This is a genomic window from Oceanobacillus luteolus, assembly GCF_042678205.1.
Lineage (GTDB): Bacteria > Bacillota > Bacilli > Bacillales > Amphibacillaceae > Oceanobacillus > Oceanobacillus luteolus.
The window spans coordinates 242707-265967 of the sequence record NZ_JBHUDE010000005.1 but is presented as its reverse complement, the minus strand read 5'-3'; the positions used below and the strand labels follow the sequence as shown (position 1 = coordinate 265967).

The 23261-nt window shown below is 41.3% G+C and carries 21 protein-coding genes; all 21 read right to left on the bottom strand.

From position 1 onward, the window contains the following. Positions 1-26: 26 nt before the first annotated feature. The 21 genes from rpiB to icmF all read right to left on the bottom strand — a co-directional run bounded on the left by rpiB (position 27) and on the right by icmF (position 23251). Positions 27-467, bottom strand: coding sequence for a ribose 5-phosphate isomerase B (rpiB, locus tag ACFSBH_RS01735; RefSeq protein WP_251515773.1), 441 nt, complete (start codon positions 465-467; stop codon positions 27-29). Positions 468-484: 17 nt separating this feature from the next. Continuing rightward, positions 485-1774: a methyl-accepting chemotaxis protein gene (locus ACFSBH_RS01730; protein ID WP_251515772.1), complete on the bottom strand. Its 1290-nt coding sequence runs from the start codon at positions 1772-1774 to the stop codon at positions 485-487. A 6-nt stretch (positions 1775-1780) separates the two neighbouring features. After that, a complete protein-coding gene (locus ACFSBH_RS01725; protein ID WP_285853808.1) occupies positions 1781-2386 on the bottom strand; it encodes an arsenate reductase/protein-tyrosine-phosphatase family protein in 606 nt (201 codons plus the stop codon). Positions 2387-3187: 801 nt separating this feature from the next. Beyond that, the gene (locus ACFSBH_RS01720) at positions 3188-3742 is read right to left on the bottom strand and encodes a manganese efflux pump MntP (RefSeq protein ID WP_251515771.1); all 555 of its coding nucleotides are present in this window, start codon (positions 3740-3742) and stop codon (positions 3188-3190) included. Positions 3743-3803: 61 nt separating this feature from the next. Then, entirely contained in the window at positions 3804-4817 is a 1014-nt protein-coding gene (locus tag ACFSBH_RS01715) for an L-threonylcarbamoyladenylate synthase (protein ID WP_379595725.1), read from the bottom strand. A gap of 208 nt (positions 4818-5025) precedes the next feature. Continuing rightward, positions 5026-5427 carry a GNAT family N-acetyltransferase gene (locus tag ACFSBH_RS01710; RefSeq protein ID WP_251515769.1) on the bottom strand — a complete coding sequence of 134 codons (402 nt, stop codon included), beginning with the start codon at positions 5425-5427 and terminating at the stop codon, positions 5026-5028. A 129-nt stretch (positions 5428-5556) separates the two neighbouring features. Continuing rightward, positions 5557-6165, bottom strand: coding sequence for a stage II sporulation protein R (spoIIR, locus tag ACFSBH_RS01705; RefSeq protein ID WP_251515768.1), 609 nt, complete (start codon positions 6163-6165; stop codon positions 5557-5559). Positions 6166-6347: 182 nt separating this feature from the next. Then, entirely contained in the window at positions 6348-7199 is an 852-nt protein-coding gene (gene prmC / locus ACFSBH_RS01700) for a peptide chain release factor N(5)-glutamine methyltransferase (protein ID WP_379595723.1), read from the bottom strand. Positions 7200-7203: 4 nt separating this feature from the next. Continuing rightward, positions 7204-8274 (bottom strand): peptide chain release factor 1, encoded by a 1071-nt coding sequence (gene prfA, locus ACFSBH_RS01695; protein WP_251515765.1) that lies wholly within the window; start codon positions 8272-8274, stop codon positions 7204-7206. 87 nt (positions 8275-8361) lie between these two features. Beyond that, on the bottom strand, positions 8362-8493 hold the full coding sequence (locus tag ACFSBH_RS01690) for a hypothetical protein (protein WP_379595720.1): 132 nt from the start codon (positions 8491-8493) through the stop codon (positions 8362-8364). 153 nt (positions 8494-8646) lie between these two features. Beyond that, on the bottom strand, positions 8647-9267 hold the full coding sequence (locus tag ACFSBH_RS01685) for a thymidine kinase (RefSeq protein ID WP_251515764.1): 621 nt from the start codon (positions 9265-9267) through the stop codon (positions 8647-8649). Positions 9268-9548: 281 nt separating this feature from the next. Then, positions 9549-9794 (bottom strand): type B 50S ribosomal protein L31, encoded by a 246-nt coding sequence (locus ACFSBH_RS01680; RefSeq protein ID WP_251515763.1) that lies wholly within the window; start codon positions 9792-9794, stop codon positions 9549-9551. Positions 9795-10249: 455 nt separating this feature from the next. Then, entirely contained in the window at positions 10250-11530 is a 1281-nt protein-coding gene (gene rho, locus ACFSBH_RS01675) for a transcription termination factor Rho (protein WP_379595718.1), read from the bottom strand. A 341-nt stretch (positions 11531-11871) separates the two neighbouring features. Next, complete coding sequence (gene glpX, locus ACFSBH_RS01670; RefSeq protein ID WP_251515761.1) at positions 11872-12840, bottom strand: class II fructose-bisphosphatase; 969 nt, start codon at positions 12838-12840, stop codon at positions 11872-11874. A gap of 72 nt (positions 12841-12912) precedes the next feature. Then, entirely contained in the window at positions 12913-14199 is a 1287-nt protein-coding gene (locus ACFSBH_RS01665) for a UDP-N-acetylglucosamine 1-carboxyvinyltransferase (protein WP_251515760.1), read from the bottom strand. 134 nt (positions 14200-14333) lie between these two features. Then, a complete protein-coding gene (gene fsa / locus ACFSBH_RS01660) occupies positions 14334-14978 on the bottom strand; it encodes a fructose-6-phosphate aldolase (protein ID WP_379595715.1) in 645 nt (214 codons plus the stop codon). Between the two features lie 30 nt (positions 14979-15008). Beyond that, entirely contained in the window at positions 15009-15863 is an 855-nt protein-coding gene (gene fba / locus ACFSBH_RS01655) for a class II fructose-1,6-bisphosphate aldolase (protein WP_251515756.1), read from the bottom strand. Between the two features lie 267 nt (positions 15864-16130). Then, positions 16131-16496 (bottom strand): response regulator, encoded by a 366-nt coding sequence (locus ACFSBH_RS01650; protein WP_251515754.1) that lies wholly within the window; start codon positions 16494-16496, stop codon positions 16131-16133. 144 nt (positions 16497-16640) lie between these two features. Continuing rightward, positions 16641-18248, bottom strand: coding sequence for a CTP synthase (locus tag ACFSBH_RS01645; RefSeq protein ID WP_251515752.1), 1608 nt, complete (start codon positions 18246-18248; stop codon positions 16641-16643). 266 nt (positions 18249-18514) lie between these two features. Beyond that, complete coding sequence (rpoE, locus tag ACFSBH_RS01640) at positions 18515-19018, bottom strand: DNA-directed RNA polymerase subunit delta (protein ID WP_251515750.1); 504 nt, start codon at positions 19016-19018, stop codon at positions 18515-18517. A 990-nt stretch (positions 19019-20008) separates the two neighbouring features. Continuing rightward, on the bottom strand, positions 20009-23251 hold the full coding sequence (gene icmF / locus ACFSBH_RS01635; protein WP_379595712.1) for a fused isobutyryl-CoA mutase/GTPase IcmF: 3243 nt from the start codon (positions 23249-23251) through the stop codon (positions 20009-20011). Positions 23252-23261 lie beyond the last annotated feature (10 nt).

Sequence of the window (23261 nt, the reverse complement as noted above, 5' to 3'; positions counted from 1 at the left end):
TTCAGCTTTTGTATCTACTATACTACTTATTTGTCTTCATAGGAATGGATTTTTTCAATTCGGCGGCTGTGGCGGTCGCCTTCGAATTCGGTTTCGAGCCAGATTTTGGCGATTTCTCTGCCCAGGCTTGGTCCGATGACTCGTTCTCCCATGGCAAGTACATTTGAGTTATTATGCTGTCTTGTAGCACGGGCACTGAACATGTCGTGCACTAAAGCTGCGCGGATTCCTTTTACTTTGTTGGCAGCAATCGACATGCCGATTCCTGTTCCACAAATGAAGATTCCGCGGTCAAATTCACCACTTGCAATCCGTTCAGCTGCTGGTAAAGCATAGTCCGGATAATCGACAGATGTTGTACAGCTTGCACCTGCGTCCTCGTACTCAATTCCCATCTCTTCCAATAAATTCGCTACTTCATTGCGAAGGGTCATTCCTGCGTGATCACCTGTAATTAAAACCTTCATATCTTTCATCCTTTCCACTAAAGTTGGAATTGGTTAATTTGTTTCTTCAAGCGCATCGCATGTTCTTCAATATCAGCAGCCAAGCGATCCACTTCTTCGATACTGGCCACCTGTTCTTGAATAGCGGCGTTCACTTCTTCAGCACCAGCTGATGTTTCCTCAGCAATTGCTGCGACTTCTTGAGATTCACGGCTCGTATCTTGAATCGACTCTAACTGCTTATCTACAAGCGTGGAAATCGTTTCAATTTCTGATGCGACTTCCATGACGGAATTGGACATTTCTTCAAAGGTTGTATTAGTTTTTTGCCCATTTTCCGCTTCTTTATTTGCAAAAACAACATTCTGATTTATATTTTCCACAACGTTTTTCACATCATCTTGGATGGCGCCAATAAGCCCCGATATTTGCTGAACTGCTTGGGCACTTTGATCGGCAAGCTTCCGGATTTCTTCCGCCACAACGGCAAATCCTTGCCCATGCTCACCCGCCCTTGCCGCTTCAATGGATGCATTCAACGCTAACAAATTCGTTTGTTCCGCAATTTCTCCGACCATCGTGATAATCGATTCAACTTGAAACGCATTTTGTTTCAAGTTATCCACATTGGTTAATGACTGCTGCTGGTCCTTGGCGATACGGTCGATCCCTTCCACAAGCGTACTCACCACCTGCTTTGTCATATTCAGTGTGTCGAGCATTTGGTCTGATTTATTTTTCGACTCTGCCGCCCGGTCCTGAACTTTCATCGCAAGGTCAGAAGCAATTTCAACAGATTCTGCTGTATTTTGAATAGCCTCCGAAGAATTCTCCGCTCCTTGTGAAATTTCACTAATGGAACTACCAATTAGCTGCGAATGGGAAAAGGCTGTGCTTGATGCCTGTTTCATCTGGATAACAGCTTCATTCGTTTTATCAAAATTATCATCGATATTTTTCACGATATCATTCAAATTCGTAAGCATCGCGTTAAAGGATATCGCCAATCCACGTATTTCATCATTCGTTTTTGGAATTTCCACTGTTTGATTTAGATTACCCTCTGCAGCGATATTTGCAACTTTTTCGAGATTCTCAATTGATTTTGTAATAAAGCTCGCAAAGAAATAGGCAAGAATTCCTGACCACATAATTCCTAAGACAAAGGTTATGATGGTAAACCATTCAAGACTAAAAGGTATGTATTCTTGGAAAAAATCATATAAGAAAAAAATAAAGACAAAGGAAGTGCCATAAGTAATTATTGCTAATAGAGTAGTGAATAAAACGAGCTTTTTCCTGATGCTGAATGAATATTTCCTCTCCATGAAGCCTTAATCCTCCTTAGTTGCATCGAGCTTATCAATAAGCCTTTCAATTTGTTGTTCTAATTCGATTCTTGTAGCACGGTATAGGTCTAAGTCACCCCCATATGGATCGGAAATATCATAATTATAACTTGCTGCTTCCAATTGTTGGAGCTTATCCACTTCTTCACTTACAAGTTCATCCAACTTTTGTTCAAGCTCTTCGCTTGTAAGTTCTGGATTTTCTGCAATGAACTTGCGACGTTTATTTTCGATTTGAAGCTGTAACTGCTGAATTTCTTTTTCACTCGAGGTTGAAATATATTCTTTAAGCGTATAGATTTTTTCCTGGTGATCAGGATGCTCCATGATCAGTAACTGTTTATGTTGGGTAGTCATCGTTAACACAAGACTAGACCAATCCAGCAGTTCTCCTGTCACTTTTTGTGCTTGGTGATTCAACGTAATGTTCTCTTCATCTAAAGCTTGTAGTGCTTGAGGACTTGCCGGCGCACCATCCGCCGCAAAAACACCTGCCGATTTCACATTGATTTGCGGAGATTTGTCGCGCAGCAACGCCTCAGCCATCGGACTTCGACAAGTATTACCAGTACAAACAAATAAAATGTTCATCAACAAACCTCCATTATTAAAAACGGGAATACGTTCCACCCGTAAACATATTAGAAAAAATCATACATCTACTATAAATATATCATATTCTTATCGAGTCGGATAGAGGATTTAGGGAAGAGATTATGCGGGAAAAATGGGTGGTTTTGTACTATTTTGGATAGGAATTTTGAGGTAGTCCGGGTGGCGCTAGTAAACTACTGGATTTGAAAATTCTGCTTGCTTTAGGGTGATTAAAGCGAGGATGAGCGACTGAATACACGAATTAGTTTTCCTTTCAGGCATTTAGATCATAGATGAGTGACCGAATTCACGAATTAGACTTCCTTTCCGGCGTTTAGAGCATAGATGAGTGACCGAATTCACGAATTAGACTTCCTTTCCGGCGGTTAGAGCATAGATGAGTGAGCGGATTCACGAATTAGATTTTCTTTCGGGCGTATAGAGCATGGATGAGCGACCGAATATACGAATCAGACTTCCTCTCGGGCGGTTAGAGCATAGATGAGCGACCGAATACAAGAATCAGACTTCCTTTCGGGCGGTTAGAGCATAGATGAGCGACCGAATATACGAATCAGTCTTCCTTTCGGGCGGTTAGAGCATAGATGAGCGACCGAATACACGAATTAGATTTCCTTTCGGGCGTTTAGAGCGTAGATGAGCGACCGAATACACGAATCATTTTTCCTTTCAGGCGTTTAGAGCATGAATGAACGAACGAAATCAAAATCACACGTTAATTTAGCATATGAAACATCCAATAAAAAAGAAAAGACCCTCCAATCATGAAGGATCTCTTCAAGCAAAAAGCACATATAAACCAAAGCCGACAAGGATGCTTCCACCAAGCAGTTCACTATATCTACCTAAAACCCCTTGGACGTGGCGCCCAATCAGTAGTGCGAGACCTGATAGAAATGCGCTTGAAAGGCCAAATAATATGAGGGCAAGTACCACTTTTACCCCTGCGAGTCCGAGGCCGAATCCAACTGTAAAGCTGTCCATACTTACCGTAAAGGCAAGAATGAGTAACCCGATTCCAATTGGTTGAATAAGCATTTTCTTTTCTTCGGTGAACGCACTGAAAAACATTTGGGCTCCTATGAAAATTAGCAGCATGCTGCTAATGAGTTGTGCATAACTTTCAAATGGTGCCGATGCCATTTTTCCTAACAGGATTCCGATAAACGGCATGATGATATGAAAGGCACCAATGATTAAACTTATCCACAAAATTCGTTTGAGCCTTAACTGCTGCATTCCGAGGCCTAAACATACGGAAAAGGCGTCGAGTGCCAATGCTTGAGCCATGAAAATGAGTACGAGCAATTCGCCGATTGAATTCTCCAGCATTCATCCCCCCTTGGACATGCTTATACACTATATGCAAGCTCCCTTTGGGATATGCTGGAAGTTAGTCAATGTACGTGGTCATTGCTTTTCTCAATCGATTCATAACCGCTTGTCCGATTCCCGAATCCGGAAAAACTTCAGAAATGATGACATCTGCGTCCGTCTCTTTCACTTTTCTTAAATTATCGTAAAGCTTATTGGCGACGTCTTCCAGGCTGGATCCAAGACTTAGCCTAATATCTGCCCTAACTTGTTCTAGCACTTCATCACGAGCAAGTAAAGCAACCGTCTTTCCTTTTGACTTTTCCTCATCAATAACACCTTGAATTCTCGAAATATCCCCATCCACAAGCCAAAGTGGAACTTCTGGAGAATAATGTTTATATTTCATTCCTGGGGCGGTAGGCTTATCCACATTTTTTTCAAACGTTTCGGCAACGGGAACAAATTTTTCAATCTGTTCTTTCGTAACCCCGCCCGGTCGGAGAATAACGACATCATCCTCACGGCAAGCAATCACCGTGGACTCTACACCTACCCCGGTAGGTCCTCCATCGATGATACCTGCAATTTTACCATCCAGATCTTCCGCGACGTGGCCCGCCGTTGTAGGACTTGGCTTACCGGAAAGATTTGCACTTGGTGCAGCTACCGGAACATCACATGCTGTGAGCAGCTCAAGTGCGATAGGATGATCCGGGATACGCACAGCAACTGTGGATAATCCGGCAGTGACATTGGGGGCGCAAGTTCCATTGCTCGGAAGCACATACGTCAAGGGTCCAGGAGAGTATGCAGAAATTAAATCTTCCACATAGCCTGGTAGTTTATCCAAAAGTTTTCTTAATTGTTCCATAGTTGCGACATGAGCAATTAATGGATTATCTTGTGGACGACCTTTCGCTTGGAATATTTTTGCGACAGCTTCTGCATTAGTCGCATCTGCTCCCAATCCATAAACCGTTTCGGTTGGAAAGGCAACGGTTTCTCCTTTTTTGAGAAGTAAAGCGGCCTCTTGGATCGCTGATTCAATATTTATTTTGTCATTCATTAGATTCCATTGTTTTGTTTTCATATAAACCCTCGTTTCTCTGTTTACAGTTTAGTTGATTATCCGTATTTGTGCAATTTAGGAATGTGATTGACTTTTCCACAAAAAAACCTGTGGTAAATTATCCACAGGTTTCTATATAATAAAAGGGGGAGGAATCAGCTTTTTTATATAAATACTATATTTATCAACAAGTTATTCACAGATAATTGTGAGTAATATCAGCACATGTTCAGGAGACCTCATAGCTCCACCAACTACCTGCCCTTGAAGGGTTTTGCGGAATTTTGATTTGCTTTTTCTCTTGTCGGAAATCAAGAGCTTCCAACAAGATATCCACAACCGGTTGGTGACTGTGGACATATACCGCACTCGCCCTTTGCTGTTTAGCAATTTGAAGAATAGTTTCTAGCAATACTGGTAGTTTCGCAGCATGTGACTGCGTAATGTAAAGTTGCTTCAGCCAAAGTCCACCAGACTCCAGTTCATCAAGTATAAAGCTCGCCTCAATTTGACCATCAATATCTACAACAAACCCTTTATCCACGAGGAGTTGCTTATCGATATTTTGATTTCTACTGAGAAAACTATCAAGCTGCTCGTAGGTTGCTTGTTTAACAGGCATTATTTTCATTCGATTCACCTCAAAAGATTAGTTTATTTATGAAATATAAGTGCAGAGGAACGATCTATAAGTGACTCTATTTGCCTTAGCTCTTACGGAAGAATCACTTTGAACTATTCTATGATTGAAACAGAAATTCTATGACCAACCTAGCCATTCAAATAGAAAAAACTTTACTTCTGTCTCCTGCTCTTCTTCCTCTTCTATTTCTACTTCACTTTCCGTTTCTGCATCTTTTGCCTCGACGGTTGTACCGAATGAAAAATCCAGGAAACAGAGCGGCGGAAAGAGCACACACCACCAATTGGAACCATTTCCTTCGCCTAGTGTAATCAAAATTGCCTCGTATTCACCAGCTGGATAGAGATAATCGCCATAAAGCTTCATTGGAAATGTGACATTTTTTCCATACTCGACGCTGTACTCGTTACTATCACCTTCCTCAACAATGACATCGCCAACAATTTGCTCTATTTCTGGAAGACGCTCTTGGATAAGCTGACGAGCTTCCTCGATATCGTCTATCTGTGCCACCCACTCACTTACCTCTTCACTAACCCGGTCTCGCACGATATGCTTCAACTGTTGATCGGATTCTTGGTCACTGTTTGCAAGAATTCGAAGTCGTATCGCTTCATCCGGGATGACTTGGTAGTCCATTTCCCCATCTGTAGCTTGAGTATTCAGACCAGCATAACTTATTAACAAAATAATTAATATAAGAACAAAAAATACTAGTTTTTTCATTTTCGCTACCCCTTTACTACTGAACTATCCACAGTATGGCCAGAGGATCGAAAATTTAAACTAGTATTCTAGTAAAAAATAATAGGCATTGATGTTTTGTAATATCTCCAACTTTTTTAAAGTGGAGTATTGCTAGCACGCCAATTCCTTATTCCGTTTATTCAGAAACTCACTTTATAAATTTAAAGTTTTGCGATAATAATTCTGTTTTTCCCATTGATATCTTGGATGAGTTTTACTTCACTTTGTGGAAAACTGTCCAGCAAAAGCTTTTTGACAGCCTCACCTTGTGTATAACCAATCTCTAAAGCAATCAGCCCATCTTCTTTCAACACTGATTTAGCCTGTTTAATTATCTTTTTGTAAGCTGCCAGTCCGTCATCTTCAGCAAAAAGTGCAAGATCTGGATCATATAACTTAACTGTATCCGAAAGCTCTTCTCTTTCACTTTCCGCAATATATGGTGGGTTAGACACAATGATATCCACAGTTTTCTGTTGATAATTTAGTGGTTCTAAAAAATCACCTTGATGGAAAGTAACATTTGCTTGCAAACTGGCCGCGTTAGCCTTTGCAACTTGAAGTGCTTCTGGGGAGATGTCCGTTGCTAACACCTCGACATTCGGAAGTTCCAAAGCCAAAGTAATTGCTATCACGCCACTCCCTGTTCCAACATCAACTAGCCGCAGATTTTGATTCGGAACTTTATCCACAGCTTGTATCACATGTTGAACAAGCTCTTCCGTTTCCGGTCGAGGAATCAGCACATGTTCATTTACCGAAAACCTTCTTCCATAAAATTCTTCATAACCTGTAAGATGCTGGAGAGGGATTCCGGTAGTTGCATGCTTTTCAATATCAGCTTTAAATGCTTCATAAACTTCGACAGGAATATGTTCCTGCATGTTCATGAAAAATTGTGACCTTGTGACACCAAGATGATGTTGGAGGAGCAGTTCAGCAACCCGCGATTCGCGATTGTTTTCTTCTAAAAAAACAGAAGCCCATCGCAGGACTTCATATTGTTTTTTCATCATATTATTCACCAATTTGCTCTAGTTTTTCAGTTTGTTCTTCTAGAATCAGTGCGTCGATGAATTCATCCAGTTTTCCGTCTAGAATTTGATCAAGCTTTTGGATTGTAAGTCCAATGCGGTGATCGGTTACACGGTTTTGCGGGAAGTTGTACGTACGGATACGTTCTGAACGATCTCCCGTTCCAACAGCAGATTTACGGTTTTCATCGTATTCCGCCTGAGCTTCCTGCTGGAACTTATCGTAAACTCTCGCACGAAGAACTTTCATCGCTTTTTCTTTATTTTTAATTTGTGATTTTTCATCTTGAATGGAAACCACAATTCCCGTCGGTTCGTGGGTAAGACGAACAGCAGACATTGTCGTATTTACACTTTGCCCACCAGGTCCACTGGATGCGAATGTGTCAACACGGATATCTTTTTCGTGGATATCGATTTCAACTTCTTCCGCTTCAGGTAGCACGGCAACCGTCGCAGTTGATGTATGGATTCTGCCTCCAGATTCTGTTTCTGGAACACGCTGTACTCGGTGAGCACCGTTTTCGTATTTCAAGCGGGAATACACATCTTTACCGTTAATCATAAAAATGATTTCCTTATAGCCGCCGACTCCGGTCGTGTTCGCTTCCATCACTTCCGTCTTCCAGCCTCTATCCTCCGCATAGCGGGAATACATCCGGTACAAGTCACCAGCAAACAGGGCCGCTTCGTCTCCACCAGCTGCACCACGAATCTCCATAATAACGTTCTTTCCATCGTTCGGGTCTTTTGGTAGCAGAAGAACTTTTATCTTTTCATCCAGTTCTTCAAGCTGTTCCTGAAGTTCACTGATTTCCATTTTAACCATTTCTTCCATTTCACTATCCAAGTCATCGTCAAGCATTTCCTTCGCATCGGAAAGCTGCGCGCTCAAATCCTTATGCTCCCGGTAAGCCTCAACGACATCCTGTAAATCAGACTGTTCTTTTCCGTACTCACGAAGTTTATTTGGGTCACTTGCCACAGCAGGATCACTGAGCATTTCATTTAATTTATTATAACGATCTTCCAACGATTGTAATCGTTCTAACATCACGAACACCTCTTTTTAGTTGCATTAAAAACATAAATCAACTTTACTTACGACCGAATGTCCACGTCCAGCTCCAGCACCCAACGATTATCGGACTTTCTGTACCTCCGTACGATAAGTCAACATCGGTTCGTTCCTCACCGTGTTTCCTTTATCTCCTGCAGCCCAGTCCAGTCTGTACGTCGCTAAACGGGTGCTTCCGCTTTTGTGCATTAACATTCTAATTATAGTATACCCGATGCTGATGGTCAAAATATACTTTTCATTTGTTCCTGTACTTTATTTAGATACTTATATAATTAAAAAATGATTCCAGCAAGCGCCAGAATCATTTTTCTCTTCGATTCATTATACTGATTTTATTAAAAAATGTTATTTAGAAGCGTTCAGCAATTTTTTTATGGACTGGCTTGCTGGACTATGGGGCACTTCATGATGATGTCTGCATCTCGGTTCGTATGATTCAGATGCTCCAACAAGTATGACAGGATCGTTATAGGATGCAGGCTTTCCATTTATCAACCGTTGCGTTCGGGTAGCTGGAGAACCACAAACAGGGCAGATCGCATTCAGCTTTGTCACAGACTCACTTAATGCCATTAAGCGAGGCATCGGTCCAAATGGTTCACCACGAAAATCGGTGTCGAGACCAGCTGCAATAACAAGGATGCCACGATTGGCTAATTCTTCGACTATATCAACAATGTTTTCCTCAAAAAATTGTATTTCATCAATACCGACAACCTCAGTTGAATCATCAATATTATCAAAGATTTCTTCCGCTCGTTTAATCGGTCTAGCCATAACCGAAGTACCATTATGAGATACAACGGATTCATCATCATAGCGATTATCGATTGCTGGTTTAAACACTCTTATCGACATTTTTGCATACGTTGCACGCCGAATACGGCGGATCAGTTCCTCTGATTTACCTGAAAACATACTTCCACAAATCACTTCGACCCAACCGCTTTGCTTCATCATGTACATCTTGTTATACCCCATTTCTACCGTTTCAGTTTCTATATGTACTTAGTGTATACCAATTTTCGTTCTATTTTAACCCTTAATCAGGCAAGATTATATCTATTTTTGCCGAAGCTTTAAAGATTATGTCATAAAGCTTCAACCTCATATCAATCAATACAAACAAAAAGACAGGCAATTTGGCTTTCGTCATTTTGCCTGTCTGTTTTGTTTATGGAAGCAATGACTAAACATCGCCTCCGCATTTTAATTAAACTAGCCTTAGCTTCAAAAGCTTCAGCCTATTAGTTCATATTATATTTCTTCTTGAATCGGTCAACTCGGCCACCTACGCGGTCAGCTTTTTGCTTACCAGTGTAGAATGGGTGAGAGTCAGAACTGATTTCAACTTTGATTAGTGGGTAAGTGTTGCCATCTTCCCATTCAATCGTTTCGTTTGAGCTTTTAGTAGAGCCGCTCAAGAATTTGAAATCTGAACTTGTATCAAGAAAAACTACTTTACGGTATTCTGGATGAATATCCTTTTTCATTTCCTTCCACTCCTTTTTGCCCTGAATCCTTTAGTGAAAACAGAGTTATTGTAAGAGCCGTCTAAGTAAAATACCTTATCAAAACTCACATAAAAGAATTATACCAGCAACATGTTCCATTTGCAATGGTTTTTTATAGTAAAATCTTGGTTGTGTATTCTCTTTAAATCGCTGCTCTATATTGAGTTTACCCCATTTTTGTAAGCTTTCATACGTGTAATAAAAGAGTTTTTTTGGAATGTCATGAATTTCATTAAACTCTGGAAAAAACGTAGCTTATTCGATTGAATGAAGTGCATTTCATCTGCTTCGGGAGATTAAAGCCCCTTTATTCAACCGAGTGAAGCTCATAACACCTCCTCCGGGAAAACAATCATCTAATTCCTCAAAGAAATAAAAAAGACACGAAGAAAAAGTACAATTTCTCACATGCCTTTACACTTTATTATATTTTCTTACCTTTTGATTCCTTTTCGTTTCATCTCTTCATCGATTTCTGCAAAGAAGTCTTCGTTTGTAGCCGTGTTTTTGAGTTTTTTCAGGAAGCGTTCTGTGAAATCGTTGGAATCTTGCATCGTTCTGCGGATCGTCCAGATTTTATCCAGATGATTTTTATCCACTAACAACTCTTCTTTACGTGTTCCTGAACGTAAAATGTCAATCGCTGGGAAGATACGGCGGTTGGCTAGATTACGGTCGAGGTGGAGCTCCATATTACCGGTTCCTTTAAATTCCTCATAAATCACATCATCCATACGGGAGCCTGTTTCAACAAGAGCAGTTGCTAGGATTGTGAAGCTTCCGCCTTCTTCAATATTACGTGCCGCTCCGAAGAATCGCTTTGGACGGTGGAATGCTGCGGGGTCGATCCCTCCGGATAGTGTACGTCCGCTTGGCGGGATGACAAGGTTGTATGCTCGGGCAAGTCTTGTGATACTATCCATCAGTACAATTACATCACGCTTATGTTCCACTAAACGCATCGCACGTTCCAATACAAGTTCTGATACGCGGATATGACTTTCCGGCACTTCGTCGAATGTGGAGCTGACGACATCAACATCCGGTGCTACAGAACGTTCAATATCCGTAACTTCTTCTGGGCGTTCATCCACTAATAGGATGATTAGTTTTGCTTCTGGATGGTTCTTTGAAATGCTATTTGCGATTTCTTTAATGAGCATCGTTTTTCCGGCTTTTGGTGGCGCAACGATCAAGCCACGTTGTCCAAATCCAACCGGTGTCATCAAATCTATAATTCTTGTTGATAATTGATTGGATTCTGTTTCCAGTTTCATAAAACGGTCTGGATAAAGTGCCGTCAATGCAGGGAAGTGTACTCTTTCTTTTGAAGAGTCCGGATCCTCGCTGTTCACTGCATCCACATGAAGAAGGCCGTAATAACGTTCGTTTTCTTTAGGTGGGCGCACCTTTCCTGAAACCTTGTCACCGTTCCGGAGGTCAAACCTGCGAATTTGTGATGCGGAGATATAAATATCTTCTGCACTCGGTGAGTAGTTAATTGGACGCAAAAATCCAAAACCTTCAGACGGTATAATTTCTAAAATCCCATCCATAAATAAGAAACCATCTTTTTCTGCTTGTCCTTTTAAAATAGCAAAAATAAGTTCTTTTTTCGTTAATTTTGCGTAATAGGAAATTTTATATTCCTTTGCAAGAGCGTATAGCTCCTTTAGTGTCAATGTTTCTAATGTTGAAATAGTTAATTCTGCCATAAATTAATCACGCCTATTCTTTTGTCTTTAATAAACAATTTTATATCCACTTCTAAGAATGATTGGTATTTCCAGAATAAAAGAAGAGAGTATTGGAAGTAGAATTGGAAGTGTAATCTGGTAAGTCATATTTTACTAGTACATCACATCAGCTCCAGCGCTGGGCGCTTTCTGCCATTGTGTCTAGAATAACCAAGTTTGGTATATTGTAAACATCTATTATATTACACGTTTACATTCGTTTATTCAACATCATCTCGTCTAATTAGAAGAAGTTTTCTTTTTAGAGGAAATGATGAGGATAGGAAGCCCATCATATGGCTTCCTATCCTCCTAGCACTCTATTTATCAATAACTAAATTCGGTTTCTTGATTAAACTATGTTCTCCTTGAACGAACCGTACCGTGCCGCTTTTGGCCCGCATGACCACACTTTCTGTCGTTGCTTTGGAACCTTTGAATTGGACACCTTTCAACAGTTCGCCATCCGTTACTCCTGTGGCGGCAAAAATCGCATCGTCACCTTTACAGAAATCATCCATATGGAACACTTTATTAATATCATCAATTCCCATCTCTTTACAACGGGCGAGTTCATCAGCATCCTTCGGCAACAGTTTTCCTTGAATTTCACCACCGAGACATTTTAATGCGGCTGCAGCAATGACACCTTCCGGGGCACCGCCACTACCTAATAAAATATCCACACCTGTCCAGTCAAAAGCTGTGTTGATGGCAGCTGCTACATCGCCGTCTGGAATCAACTTAATCCGGGCACCTGATGAACGGATTTCTTCTATCAACTGAGCATGACGCGGGCGGTCAAGTACCGTCACAAGAAGATCTTCAACCTTTTTATTCTTTGCTTCGGCAACAGCTTGTAAGTTATCGATGACCGGCGCATTAATATCAATAGCCCCTACAGCTGCTGGACCGACTGCAATCTTTTCCATATACATATCTGGTGCATGAAGCAGATTCCCTTTATCGGCAATCGCAACAACAGATAGTGCGTTCCAAGAGCCGTGTGCCACGATCGATGTGCCTTCTAGAGGATCGACCGCTACATCCACACCCGGTCCGTCTCCGGTTCCGAGTTCCTCTCCAATGTAAAGCATCGGTGCTTCGTCCATCTCACCTTCCCCAATGACGACAACGCCCTCCATGGGGATGGTGTCGAATACGTTACGCATCGCTGTTGTTGCAGCATCATCCGCCTCATTTTTAAGACCTCTTCCCATCCAACGGGCAGATGATAAGGCTGCTGCTTCTGTCACTCGAACTAACTCCATAGATAAACTTCTTTCCATTTGTCGTCCTCTCCTCTATACATAAATGATCCTCATCCCAAAAGGAAAATCGATAAAGAAAGAGAACATGGACTATGAATTCTGCAACTGAATGATTTCTTCGTCGGTCATCTCTTCCCGCCAAATTCGCGCACCAAGTTCTGACAGCTTTTCAGTAATTTGTTCATAGCCTCTATCTATATGGTCTACACCGGTGATTTCCGTAACTCCATTTGCCATTAACCCAGCTACAATTAGCGCTGCTCCAGCTCTCAAGTCAGATGCTTTCACTTTTGCGCCTTCCAGCTGGGATGGACCAGAGACAATGACGGATCCACCTTCGACTTTAATTATAGCATTCATACGTCTAAGTTCGTCAATATGTTTTAAACGAGCTGAATAAATGGTATCGGTGACGACTCCAGTTTGTTCGGCTTTTGTAAGTAAAGATGTAAACGGTTGCTGAAGATCAGTGGGAAATCCAGGATAAACCAATGTTTTGATATCAACACTCTTAAATGTTTTGCCTGGGCGTATAAGCAACTGTTCGTCACCGTCTTCAACAGTGACACCCATTTCCCGAAGTTTTGCTATAAGCGATTCAATATGTTGAGGGATGACATTGTCGATAATGACTTCTTCCCCTTGTGCTGCGGCTGCTATTGCGTATGTACCTGCTTCAATTCGGTCAGGGATAATCGTATGTGTACATCCTTCTAAGCTTGGGACACCTTCAATACGAATGACATCTGTACCAACACCTTTGATCTTTGCCCCCATATTACTGAGCAAAGTCGCAACATCAATGATTTCAGGTTCTTTGGCTGCATTTTCAATGACGGTTTTCCCTTTTGCCCTTACTGCTGCGAGCATGATGTTAATCGTCGCTCCAACACTGACCACATCCAAGTAAATTCTTGCGCCACGCAATTCTTCCGCACGAAGGTAAATCGCACCTTGTTCGTTCGTAACGGTTGCACCAAGCGCTTCGAACCCCTTGATATGCTGGTCAATAGGCCGAGGGCCTAAGAAACAGCCTCCAGGTAAACCAATCACAGCTTTACCAAATTTTCCGAGCATGGCCCCCATGAAATAATACGAGGCACGGAGCTTTTTCACTTTCCCATTTGGAAGTGGCATCGCAACCATGTTCGCTGGATCAATGGTAATATTATTGTCTTGTCTCGAAACAGTACCGCCAATTTCTTCCAACAGGTCACTTAATGTTTCCACATCAGAAATATTGGGCAATCCCTCAATCGTAACGGCAGAATCAGCTAAAATGGCGGCTGGGAGTAGTGCGACTGCACTATTCTTTGCACCACTGATTCGTACTTTTCCGTTTAATGGATGGCCACCTTCAATAAGTATTTTTTGCATATCTCAAATCGCTCCTACTGAGGATTTATTTAAATCCGCCCATCCCCTTTCCATTCCAGTGACGGAAAGGGGATAGCTTGTCCAATGAGCAGATTTCTATACTTCTTAGTTTTACACGTCAACCAATTTTTATGCTATTGTTTCGCATTTTCCCAGTCTTGCAGGAAGCGTTCGATACCTTGATCCGTTAATGGATGTTTCACTAACTGAGCCAATACATTGTAAGGAATCGTTGCAATATCCGCACCGTGAAGCGCTGCATCCGTTACATGTAGCGGATGGCGGATAGATGCTGCAATGATTTCCGTAGCAATTCCATGTGTATCGAATATCTCTGCAATTGTTGAAATCAATTCCATCCCGTTATGACCAATGTCATCGAGACGGCCTAAGAATGGAGAAACATAAGTTGCGCCCGCACGAGCTGCAAGAAGTGCTTGGTTTGCATTGAAAATAAGCGTCACATTCGTTTTGATATTTAAATCGCTGAATGCTTTAACTGCCTTCAAACCTTCCAAAGTCATCGGAACTTTTACTGTAATGTTTGGAGCAATTGCCGCTAATTCTTTTCCTTCTTCAATCATACCTTCAGCATCTTCTGCAATAACTTCCGCACTTACGGAACCAGAAACTTCTTCCGTAATTTCACGCAGACGGTCGTGGAAAGAAACGCCTTCTTTCGCCACTAATGATGGGTTTGTCGTAACCCCATCTAAGATACCTAATGCGTTTGCTGCACGGATGTCGTCTATGTTCGCTGTATCAATAAAAAATTTCATCGTTGTCCCTCCATTTGATTATTTCTTTATTTATGCTTGTTGAGATGAACCAAATTCACGCATTTTTCCTTTTACTGTTTCTTTGATTGCTTCCGTACCAGGTCCTAAATATTTACGTGGATCGTACAGATCCGGTTTTTGAGCCAATACTTCACGAACAGCTTTTGTTTGTGCCATTTGGTTTTCTGTATTTACGTTGATTTTTGCTGTACCTAGAGAAATTGCTTTTTGAATATCTTTCAATGGAATACCTGTACCACCGTGAAGTACAAGTGGGACTTGAACAAGATTTAAAATTTCTTCCATCTCTTTAAAGCCTAAGTTCGGTTCTCCTTGATATGGACCATGAACAGAACCCAATGCAGGTGCAAGGCAGTCGACATTCGTTTCTTGAACGAGCTGTTTACATTCATCTGGATCGGCATACATAATACCACCGACTATACCGTCCTCTTCTCCACCAACTGTTCCTACTTCTGCTTCTACAGATACACCGTGGATATGAGCTAGTTCCACCACTTTCTTCGTAGTAGCAATATTTTCTTCAATTGGCGAGTGAGATGCATCAATCATAACGGAAGTGAAACCAGCATGAATTGCTTCTGCACATGCCTTGAAGCTGGTACCATGATCCAAGTGGATAGCTACTGGTACCGTTGTACCGTAAGAATCCATAAGAGCTTTCACCATCGCAACAACTACTTTGAAACCACCCATATATTTTGCTGCACCTTCTGAAACACCTAAGATTACTGGAGATTTTTCTTCTTCAGCTGCTTGCAAAATCGCTTGGCAGTACTCAAGGTTGTTAATATTGAACTGACCAACGGCATATCCTTTATCCTTGGCTGTTTCCAGCATTTCCTTCATTGAAACTAATGGCATGGTAATTCCTCCTCTAAAGTATGTAACAACCGTCCGATTGAATATTATTTGAAGCTACGAGCCATCCAAAGATATCACGGAGCTGAAATTCCAATAGACGTTACTATAAGAATACCAACTCAAACTCTTTGGTGCAACAGATTAAAGTAGTTGCATATTGGACTTTTATTATTCCCTCGAGGAAGGTGTAAGCTTTGTTTGAGGGATATAGTAGATATTCATGGGATGAAGCTCCGACAGTTGTACAACTTTCAACGTTTCTTCAGGTTAAAGAGAATCAATAGACTGTTCTACAAGAATAGGAATTTGCTGAATATCAAAAGGTTTCGCTAAAACGGTTTTCACAATTGGAAAACTTTCCAGCTCATTTTCGATTTTTTCTACTAGACCACTCATTACTATTGCAGGTATGCGGAGGTTTAATTCCTCTATCTTTTTTAATACTTCCACACCGTCTACAATCGGCAATTTATAATCCAGCAGGATGGTAGCAAAATGTTTCTCGACAAGCTTTTCGATAGCCTCCTTACCATTACTGGCAGTAGTCACATTATAGCCCTCATTCATTAAAATATCCGTCAATAATAGGCGGATTCCCGGTTGATCATCAACTACCAATACATCCTTTAACATAATTTGTCCCCCTCTTATCATTCTCCCCATTCTCTAAGTTCGATACATGTCATGAAATTCCTTCATTTTATTCAGTTTACATTTTAATTGTAGATATTTTGGTCTATAAATGGAGTAAAAATAAAGAGTTAATGTCCTAGGACATTAACTCTTTTTTCCATTTGCAATAGCACCAATGAACCCTTTAAATAAACTTTGGGCACGAGTTGGTCGAGAAGTAAATTCTGGGTGGAATTGACAAGCTACAAACCAAGGATGATCTTTCAGCTCAATAATTTCCACTAATCTTCCATCCGGGCTAAGACCTGAGATGACAAAGCCTTTCTCTTCCAACTGTTCACGGTATTCATTATTAAATTCATAGCGGTGGCGATGACGTTCTTCTATCATATCTTTTCCTTCATATGCTTCTCTTGCTTTAGTGCCTTCCACTAATTTACATGGATAAGCTCCAAGACGCAGTGTTCCACCTAAATCCACTACATCCTCTTGATCAGGAAGCAGAGAAATTACAGGATGTTTCGTGTTTGGATCGATTTCTGCAGAATGGGCATTTTCCAATCCAACAACATTACGGGCAAATTCCACTGTTGCAAGCTGCATTCCTAAACAAATGCCAAAGAACGGAATGTTGTTTTCTCTAGCATAGCGGATAGCCTCAATTTTACCATCAATGCCACGTGTACCGAATCCACCAGGAACGATAATGCCGTCGACGTGAGATAGTTCTTCCTCAATCGCTTCTTTCGTCAGTGTTTCCGAATTGATCCAATGCACATTAATATCTGCATCAAATTCATAACCAGCGTGCTTTAATGATTCAACGACAGATAAGTATGCATCTGGCAATTCCACGTATTTTCCAACGAGACCAATTTCAATCGTTTTGGATAGATTGCGCACTTTTTCAACGAGCTGCACCCATTCATCCATATCCGCTTCTTCGCAGTCCAAACCAAAACGGTCACAAACTAGCTGATCTAAATGTTGTTCTTGAAGGGAGATTGGAATTTGATATAAAGTGTCGGCATCCGGCATTTCAATTACGGCTTCTTCTGCAATATCACAGAATAAAGCAATTTTCTCTTTCTGTTCTTTAGATACATCTACTTCTGTACGAAGCACAATGACATCTGGCTGAATTCCAAGCGAACGCAATTCTTTCACACTGTGCTGTGTCGGTTTTGTCTTCAACTCGCCAGCAGCTGCAATGTATGGTACCAATGTACAGTGGACATACATGACACTGTTTCTGCCTACTTCATTTTTAATTTGACGAATGGCTTCAAGGAAAGGAAGAGACTCAATATCTCCGACCGTACCGCCAATTTCGGTAATGACGACATCCGCATCTGTTGCACTGCCTGCACGGAAGACTTGGTCTTTGATTTCATTCGTTATATGCGGAATGACTTGGACCGTACCACCGTTGTAATCGCCGCGGCGTTCTTTCTTAATGACAGTCGAATACACTTTTCCAGTTGTAATATTGCTGTATTTGTTCAGGTTGATATCGATAAAACGCTCATAGTGACCAAGGTCCAAATCTGTCTCAGCACCATCATTCGTGACGAATACCTCTCCATGCTGATACGGACTCATTGTTCCAGGATCCACGTTAATATAAGGATCAAATTTTTGAATGGTAACCTTTAGCCCACGGTTCTTAAGTAAACGACCAAGTGAGGCAGCTGTAATTCCTTTTCCTAATGAAGAAACAACTCCACCTGTAACGAATATATATTTAGTCACTGCTTTCCCTCTTTCTTTCCAAAGATTCTATTCATATGTTGCCCGAAGACAAACATTTATAACTTGATTTGGTGACTCTGTATAAAAAATTCAAAAGCGGAGCTGGACATGAATATTCATGTGTCTCCAGCTGACGCTTTAAATAATTTTTATTATAAAAAATAAAAGCGCCTTCCCATTTTTTTCTGGGAAAACGCCTGTTCTTCTCAATTAAGGAGCCCAAATAAAATTGTACTTATCCTGATAGAAAAAGTCAAGTAGCCTTCTTAGATTTTTTCCTCATCATCTTCGTCTTCAACATCCAAGTCTACTTCAAGGACTTCCTCTTCATCATCTTCCAAATCCTCATCAAAGACATCCTCATCGTAGACATCGAGTTCTTCTAATTCTTCTTCCTCTTCGCCTAATTCAACGAGGTCTAGATCTTCATCGAATTCCAGGTCATCGTCATCCAAGTCATCGTCGCCTTTTTTCTTCTTACGCTTCTTCGGTACAGAAGTGACTTGCTCATCTGCCTGCTCCACCGGATACCACTCTTTCAAGCCCCAAATATTGGAACCGATGGTCATAAAACTGCCATCCACGTTCAGCTCCGTGTAAAACTGAGCAACACGCTCGTCCTTCTCTTCTTGGGTGTATTCTTTGATTTCAGCTATTTGGTCATAAATTTCATTGAAGTTTAATGCTTTTTTTGCATCTTTTAAAATGATGCTCGCCAATTCAAGCATGGACTTTTTCTTTAATTCTTCTTGGCTATATTTACCTAACACTGCACGCACTCCCTTTACTATATATTCATAATAAAATTTGTAATTGATTTAAGTACTTTACCATAAATGATTCATTTAGCAAAACTTTTATATTACTAAGATAAACATACCTTTCATTATATACAAGTATATAGTGTTTATGCTAGGGGTTTAAGAGAAATTATACAAAGTTTCTTAGAGGAAATCCGCTGAGAGATTTTTTAGAATATGAACGTGAATCTAAGATTAGTTTCGTAACGGATTAAAAAGCTGAACTTGAGCTGAGGATCTTGAACATTCATTTAGACGATGCGCTCTCTTATCTGAAAGATGGAGTTTTTGATGCATTCCTGACAAGAGCGATATCTCTTGTCAGGAAGATAAAGTTTTTGAATGCGTTCATGACATGAGGACGCCTATATTGTCACGAAGATAAAATTTTTGAATGTGTTCATGACATGAGGACGACTCTCTTGTCACGAAGATAAAGTTTTTGAATGCGTTCATGACATGAGAACGCTTCTCTTGTCACGAAGATAAAATTTTTGAATGTATTCATGACATGAGAACGCTTCTCTTGTCACGAAGATAAAATTTTTGAATGCGTTCATGACATGAGAACGCTTCTCTTGTCAGGAAGATAAAGCTTTTTGTTGTCTTCGTGACATGAGAACACCTATATTGTCACGAAGATCACGCTTTTTGATGCATTCATGACATGAGAACACCTATATTGTCATGAAGACCAAGCGTTTTGATGCGTTCATGACTTGAGGACACCTATATTGTCATGAAGACCAAGCGTTTTGATGCGTTCATGACTTGAGGACACCTATATTGTCATGAAGACCAAGCGTTTTGATGCGTTCATGACATGAGGATGCTTCTCTTGTCAGGATTGAGTACTTCTCTGGTTGCTTCACGACAAGAGGAGTGTTGGCTCTAAGTTCTATTGTGCCCAACAAATGAAAAAGAAGGTACCCACCATAAGCGGATACCTTCCATTTCTGTTTACATATTTCTTCTATACTGTCCGCCAACTTCGTAGAGGGCGCTTGTGATTTGGCCGAGGCTGGCAACTTTTACTGTTTCTAGCAGTTCTTCGAAAATATTGCCTCCGGATACGGCGACTTCTTTTAAGCGGGTTAATGCTGCTTCTGTTTCGTTTTCGTGTTTCTTTTGGAATTTGCGCAGTTCTGTGATTTGATGTTGTTTTTCTTCTTGGGATGCTCGGGCAAGTTCCATGGAATCAATCTCTTCATCAGATGGCGGGTTGGGATTGAGATACGTATTCACGCCAACGATTGGAAGTTCACCGGAATGTTTTTTCCCTTCATAGTAGAGGGACTCTTCCTGGATTTTGCCGCGTTGGTATTGACGCTCCATCGCTCCAAGCACTCCACCCCGGTCATTCATTCTTTCAAATTCTTTCAGAACGGCTTCCTCCACAAGGTCCGTTAATTCTTCAACGATAAAGGAGCCTTGGATGGAGTTCTCGTTCTTTGTCAGTCCAAATTCTTTATTAATAATCATTTGAATTGCCATCGCACGGCGGACAGATTCCTCTGTCGGTGTTGTGATTGCTTCGTCATATGCATTCGTATGAAGCGAGTTTGTATTATCTTGGATAGCTAGGAGTGCCTGTAACGTTGTCCGAATATCATTAAAATCAATTTCCTGAGCGTGCAAGGAACGGCCCGAAGTCTGGACATGATATTTCAGCTTTTGCGCTCGTTCGTTTGCTCCATACTTTTCCTTCATGACAACTGCCCAAATGCGGCGCGCGACACGGCCGATTACGGTATACTCCGGATCGAGTCCATTGGAGAAGAAGAAAGATAGATTTTGTGCAAACTTATTTACATCCATTCCCCGACTTAAATAGTACTCGACATAGGTAAAGCCGTTCGCCAATGTAAATGCAAGCTGGGTAATCGGGTTCGCTCCCGCTTCGGCGATATGGTAGCCGGAAATCGAGACAGAATAATAATTACGTACATTATTTTCTATAAAATATTCCTGGATATCTCCCATCATGCGCAGGGCGAATTCCGTTGAGAAGATACATGTATTTTGACCTTGATCTTCTTTTAAAATATCCGCTTGCACGGTACCGCGAATGACAGAAATCGTATCGGCTTTGATTTTTTCATATTCTTCCGGTGTTGGCTGGCGGCCGTTTTCCTCAGTAAATTTATCCACTTGCTGGTCGATTGCCGTGTTGAAATACATGGCTAGAATAATCGGTGCTGGCCCGTTGATGGTCATAGAAACAGACGTCAGCGGATGTGTCAGATCAAAACCGGCATATAGCTTTTTCATATCATCCAACGTGCAAACGTTTACACCACTTTCACCAATTTTCCCAAAAATATCTGGACGCTCGGCTGGGTCTTCTCCATATAAAGTGACCGAGTCGAAGGCGGTGGAGAGTCGTTTTGCTTCGGAATCCTTGGATAAATAATGGAAACGGCGATTCGTCCGGTCCGGCGTTCCTTCTCCGGCAAATTGGCGGGTCGGGTCTTCGCCTTCACGTTTAAACGGGAATACTCCAGCTGTAAACGGAAAAGCACCTGGAACGTTTTCCTTCATCAGCCAGCGGAGACGCTCACCCCAATCTTGGAATTTCGGAAATGCCACTTTCGGGATTTTCAAGCCGGATAAAGATTCTGTGGTTATTTCTGTAACGATTTCTTTATCACGGACTTTGAATGTAATGGTGTCTCCACTATATTTTTCCTTCGTTTCATCCCAAGACTCAAGAAGTTCCCGCGACTGATTATCGAGCTGCTTCTCATATTGTTTCATTGTCGTTTGGAGCAATTCTTTAACTTCTTCATCCTCGATGATGTCGAGCGTTCCTTGAAGCTGATAAAGCTTTCTCGCAATTTCACTTTGATCTTCAATCTTTTTATTATAATTGCGGATAATGCTGGCAATTTCACGTAAGTAATGACGGCGTTCGCTGGAGATGATTTGATTTTGTTTTTCTGAGAGGACATGCCTCTCAAAATCAACTTCCTCATCCCAATCATAACGCTCATTCAATGTATCGATAATCGAGGCGAAAAGTGCGTTTGTTCCTTTATCATTGAATTGGCTGGCAATGGTGCCAAATACCGGATATTTCGTTTTATCCTGCCCGAACAACATGCGGCTTCGCTCAAATTGTTTGCGGACTTGATTCAATGCATCCTCCGAACCACGTTGTTCGAATTTATTGATGACAATGAAATCCGCATAGTCAATCATGTCAATTTTCTCAAGTTGGGTAGGTGCACCGAATTCAGCTGTCATGACATACATGGATAGATCGGTAACATCAGTAATTGCGGCATTTCCTTGACCAATACCACTTGTTTCCACGATGATAAAGTCAAAGTCAGTAGCCCGGACGACATCTAGGACGTCATTGATTGCTTTTGACAGTTCATCCCGAGAATCCCTTGTTGCCAACGATCGCATGTAGACCCGCTCATTAAAAATCGCATTCATCCGGATTCGGTCGCCTAGAAGTGCACCACCAGTTTTTCTTTTTGTCGGATCAATCGAAATGACAGCAATCTTCTTATCTGGTACCTCATTTAAAAATCGGCGGATAAGTTCGTCAGTAAGAGAACTTTTCCCTGCCCCACCTGTACCCGTGATTCCTAATACCGGTAGATTTTCATTCGCTTTTTCCTGGAATTCCTGCAGAAGTTTTTCCTTTTCTTCTGAATCATCCGGTGTGTTTTCCATGTACGTAATAAATTTGGCCATGGCGTCCCGCTCACTATTGTATAATCGTGGTTTCTCTTTTTCGATATCAACCGGCGGCATGAAATCACTGAGTTCCATAATCTTATTAATCATTCCTTGAAGGCCGTACTTTCTTCCGTCCTCCGGAGAAAATATCCAATCGACACCATAATCATGGAGTTCTTTGATTTCCCGAGGGATAATCGTTCCTCCTCCGCCTCCGAATACTTTAATATGCTCCGAACCGAGTTCTTTCAGCAAATCAACAATATATTTGAAGTACTCCACATGACCACCTTGATAAGAAGAGATGGCAATGGCTTGCGCATCTTCTTGGATGGCAGCATAAACGATTTCCTCTACAGAGCGATTATGTCCAAGGTGAATCACTTCTGCCCCAGTTGACTGCAGGATACGGCGCATGATATTTATCGATGCGTCATGGCCGTCGAACAGACTGGATGCAGTGACAAAGCGGACGGGATTTTTCGGTTTATAAATCTCCACTTGTTGCATAGGTATTTCT

Bases quoted from the DNA above. Each gene is read 5' to 3' on its own strand.
- rpiB (WP_251515773.1), bottom strand. From the start codon at position 467: ATGAAGGTTTTAATTACAGGTGATCACGCAGGAATGACCCTTCGCAAT.
- ACFSBH_RS01730 (WP_251515772.1), bottom strand. From the start codon at position 1,774: ATGGAGAGGAAATATTCATTCAGCATCAGGAAAAAGCTCGTTTTATTC.
- ACFSBH_RS01725 (WP_285853808.1), bottom strand. From the start codon at position 2,386: ATGAACATTTTATTTGTTTGTACTGGTAATACTTGTCGAAGTCCGATG.
- ACFSBH_RS01720 (WP_251515771.1), bottom strand. From the start codon at position 3,742: ATGCTGGAGAATTCAATCGGCGAATTGCTCGTACTCATTTTCATGGCT.
- ACFSBH_RS01715 (WP_379595725.1), bottom strand. From the start codon at position 4,817: ATGAAAACAAAACAATGGAATCTAATGAATGACAAAATAAATATTGAA.
- ACFSBH_RS01710 (WP_251515769.1), bottom strand. From the start codon at position 5,427: ATGAAAATAATGCCTGTTAAACAAGCAACCTACGAGCAGCTTGATAGT.
- spoIIR (WP_251515768.1), bottom strand. From the start codon at position 6,165: ATGAAAAAACTAGTATTTTTTGTTCTTATATTAATTATTTTGTTAATA.
- prmC (WP_379595723.1), bottom strand. From the start codon at position 7,199: ATGAAAAAACAATATGAAGTCCTGCGATGGGCTTCTGTTTTTTTAGAA.
- prfA (WP_251515765.1), bottom strand. From the start codon at position 8,274: ATGTTAGAACGATTACAATCGTTGGAAGATCGTTATAATAAATTAAAT.
- ACFSBH_RS01690 (WP_379595720.1), bottom strand. From the start codon at position 8,493: ATGTTAATGCACAAAAGCGGAAGCACCCGTTTAGCGACGTACAGACTG.
- ACFSBH_RS01685 (WP_251515764.1), bottom strand. From the start codon at position 9,267: ATGTACATGATGAAGCAAAGCGGTTGGGTCGAAGTGATTTGTGGAAGT.
- ACFSBH_RS01680 (WP_251515763.1), bottom strand. From the start codon at position 9,794: ATGAAAAAGGATATTCATCCAGAATACCGTAAAGTAGTTTTTCTTGAT.
- rho (WP_379595718.1), bottom strand. From the start codon at position 11,530: ATGGCAGAATTAACTATTTCAACATTAGAAACATTGACACTAAAGGAG.
- glpX (WP_251515761.1), bottom strand. From the start codon at position 12,840: ATGGAAAGAAGTTTATCTATGGAGTTAGTTCGAGTGACAGAAGCAGCA.
- ACFSBH_RS01665 (WP_251515760.1), bottom strand. From the start codon at position 14,199: ATGCAAAAAATACTTATTGAAGGTGGCCATCCATTAAACGGAAAAGTA.
- fsa (WP_379595715.1), bottom strand. From the start codon at position 14,978: ATGAAATTTTTTATTGATACAGCGAACATAGACGACATCCGTGCAGCA.
- fba (WP_251515756.1), bottom strand. From the start codon at position 15,863: ATGCCATTAGTTTCAATGAAGGAAATGCTGGAAACAGCCAAGGATAAA.
- ACFSBH_RS01650 (WP_251515754.1), bottom strand. From the start codon at position 16,496: ATGTTAAAGGATGTATTGGTAGTTGATGATCAACCGGGAATCCGCCTA.
- icmF (WP_379595712.1), bottom strand. From the start codon at position 23,251: ATGCAACAAGTGGAGATTTATAAACCGAAAAATCCCGTCCGCTTTGTC.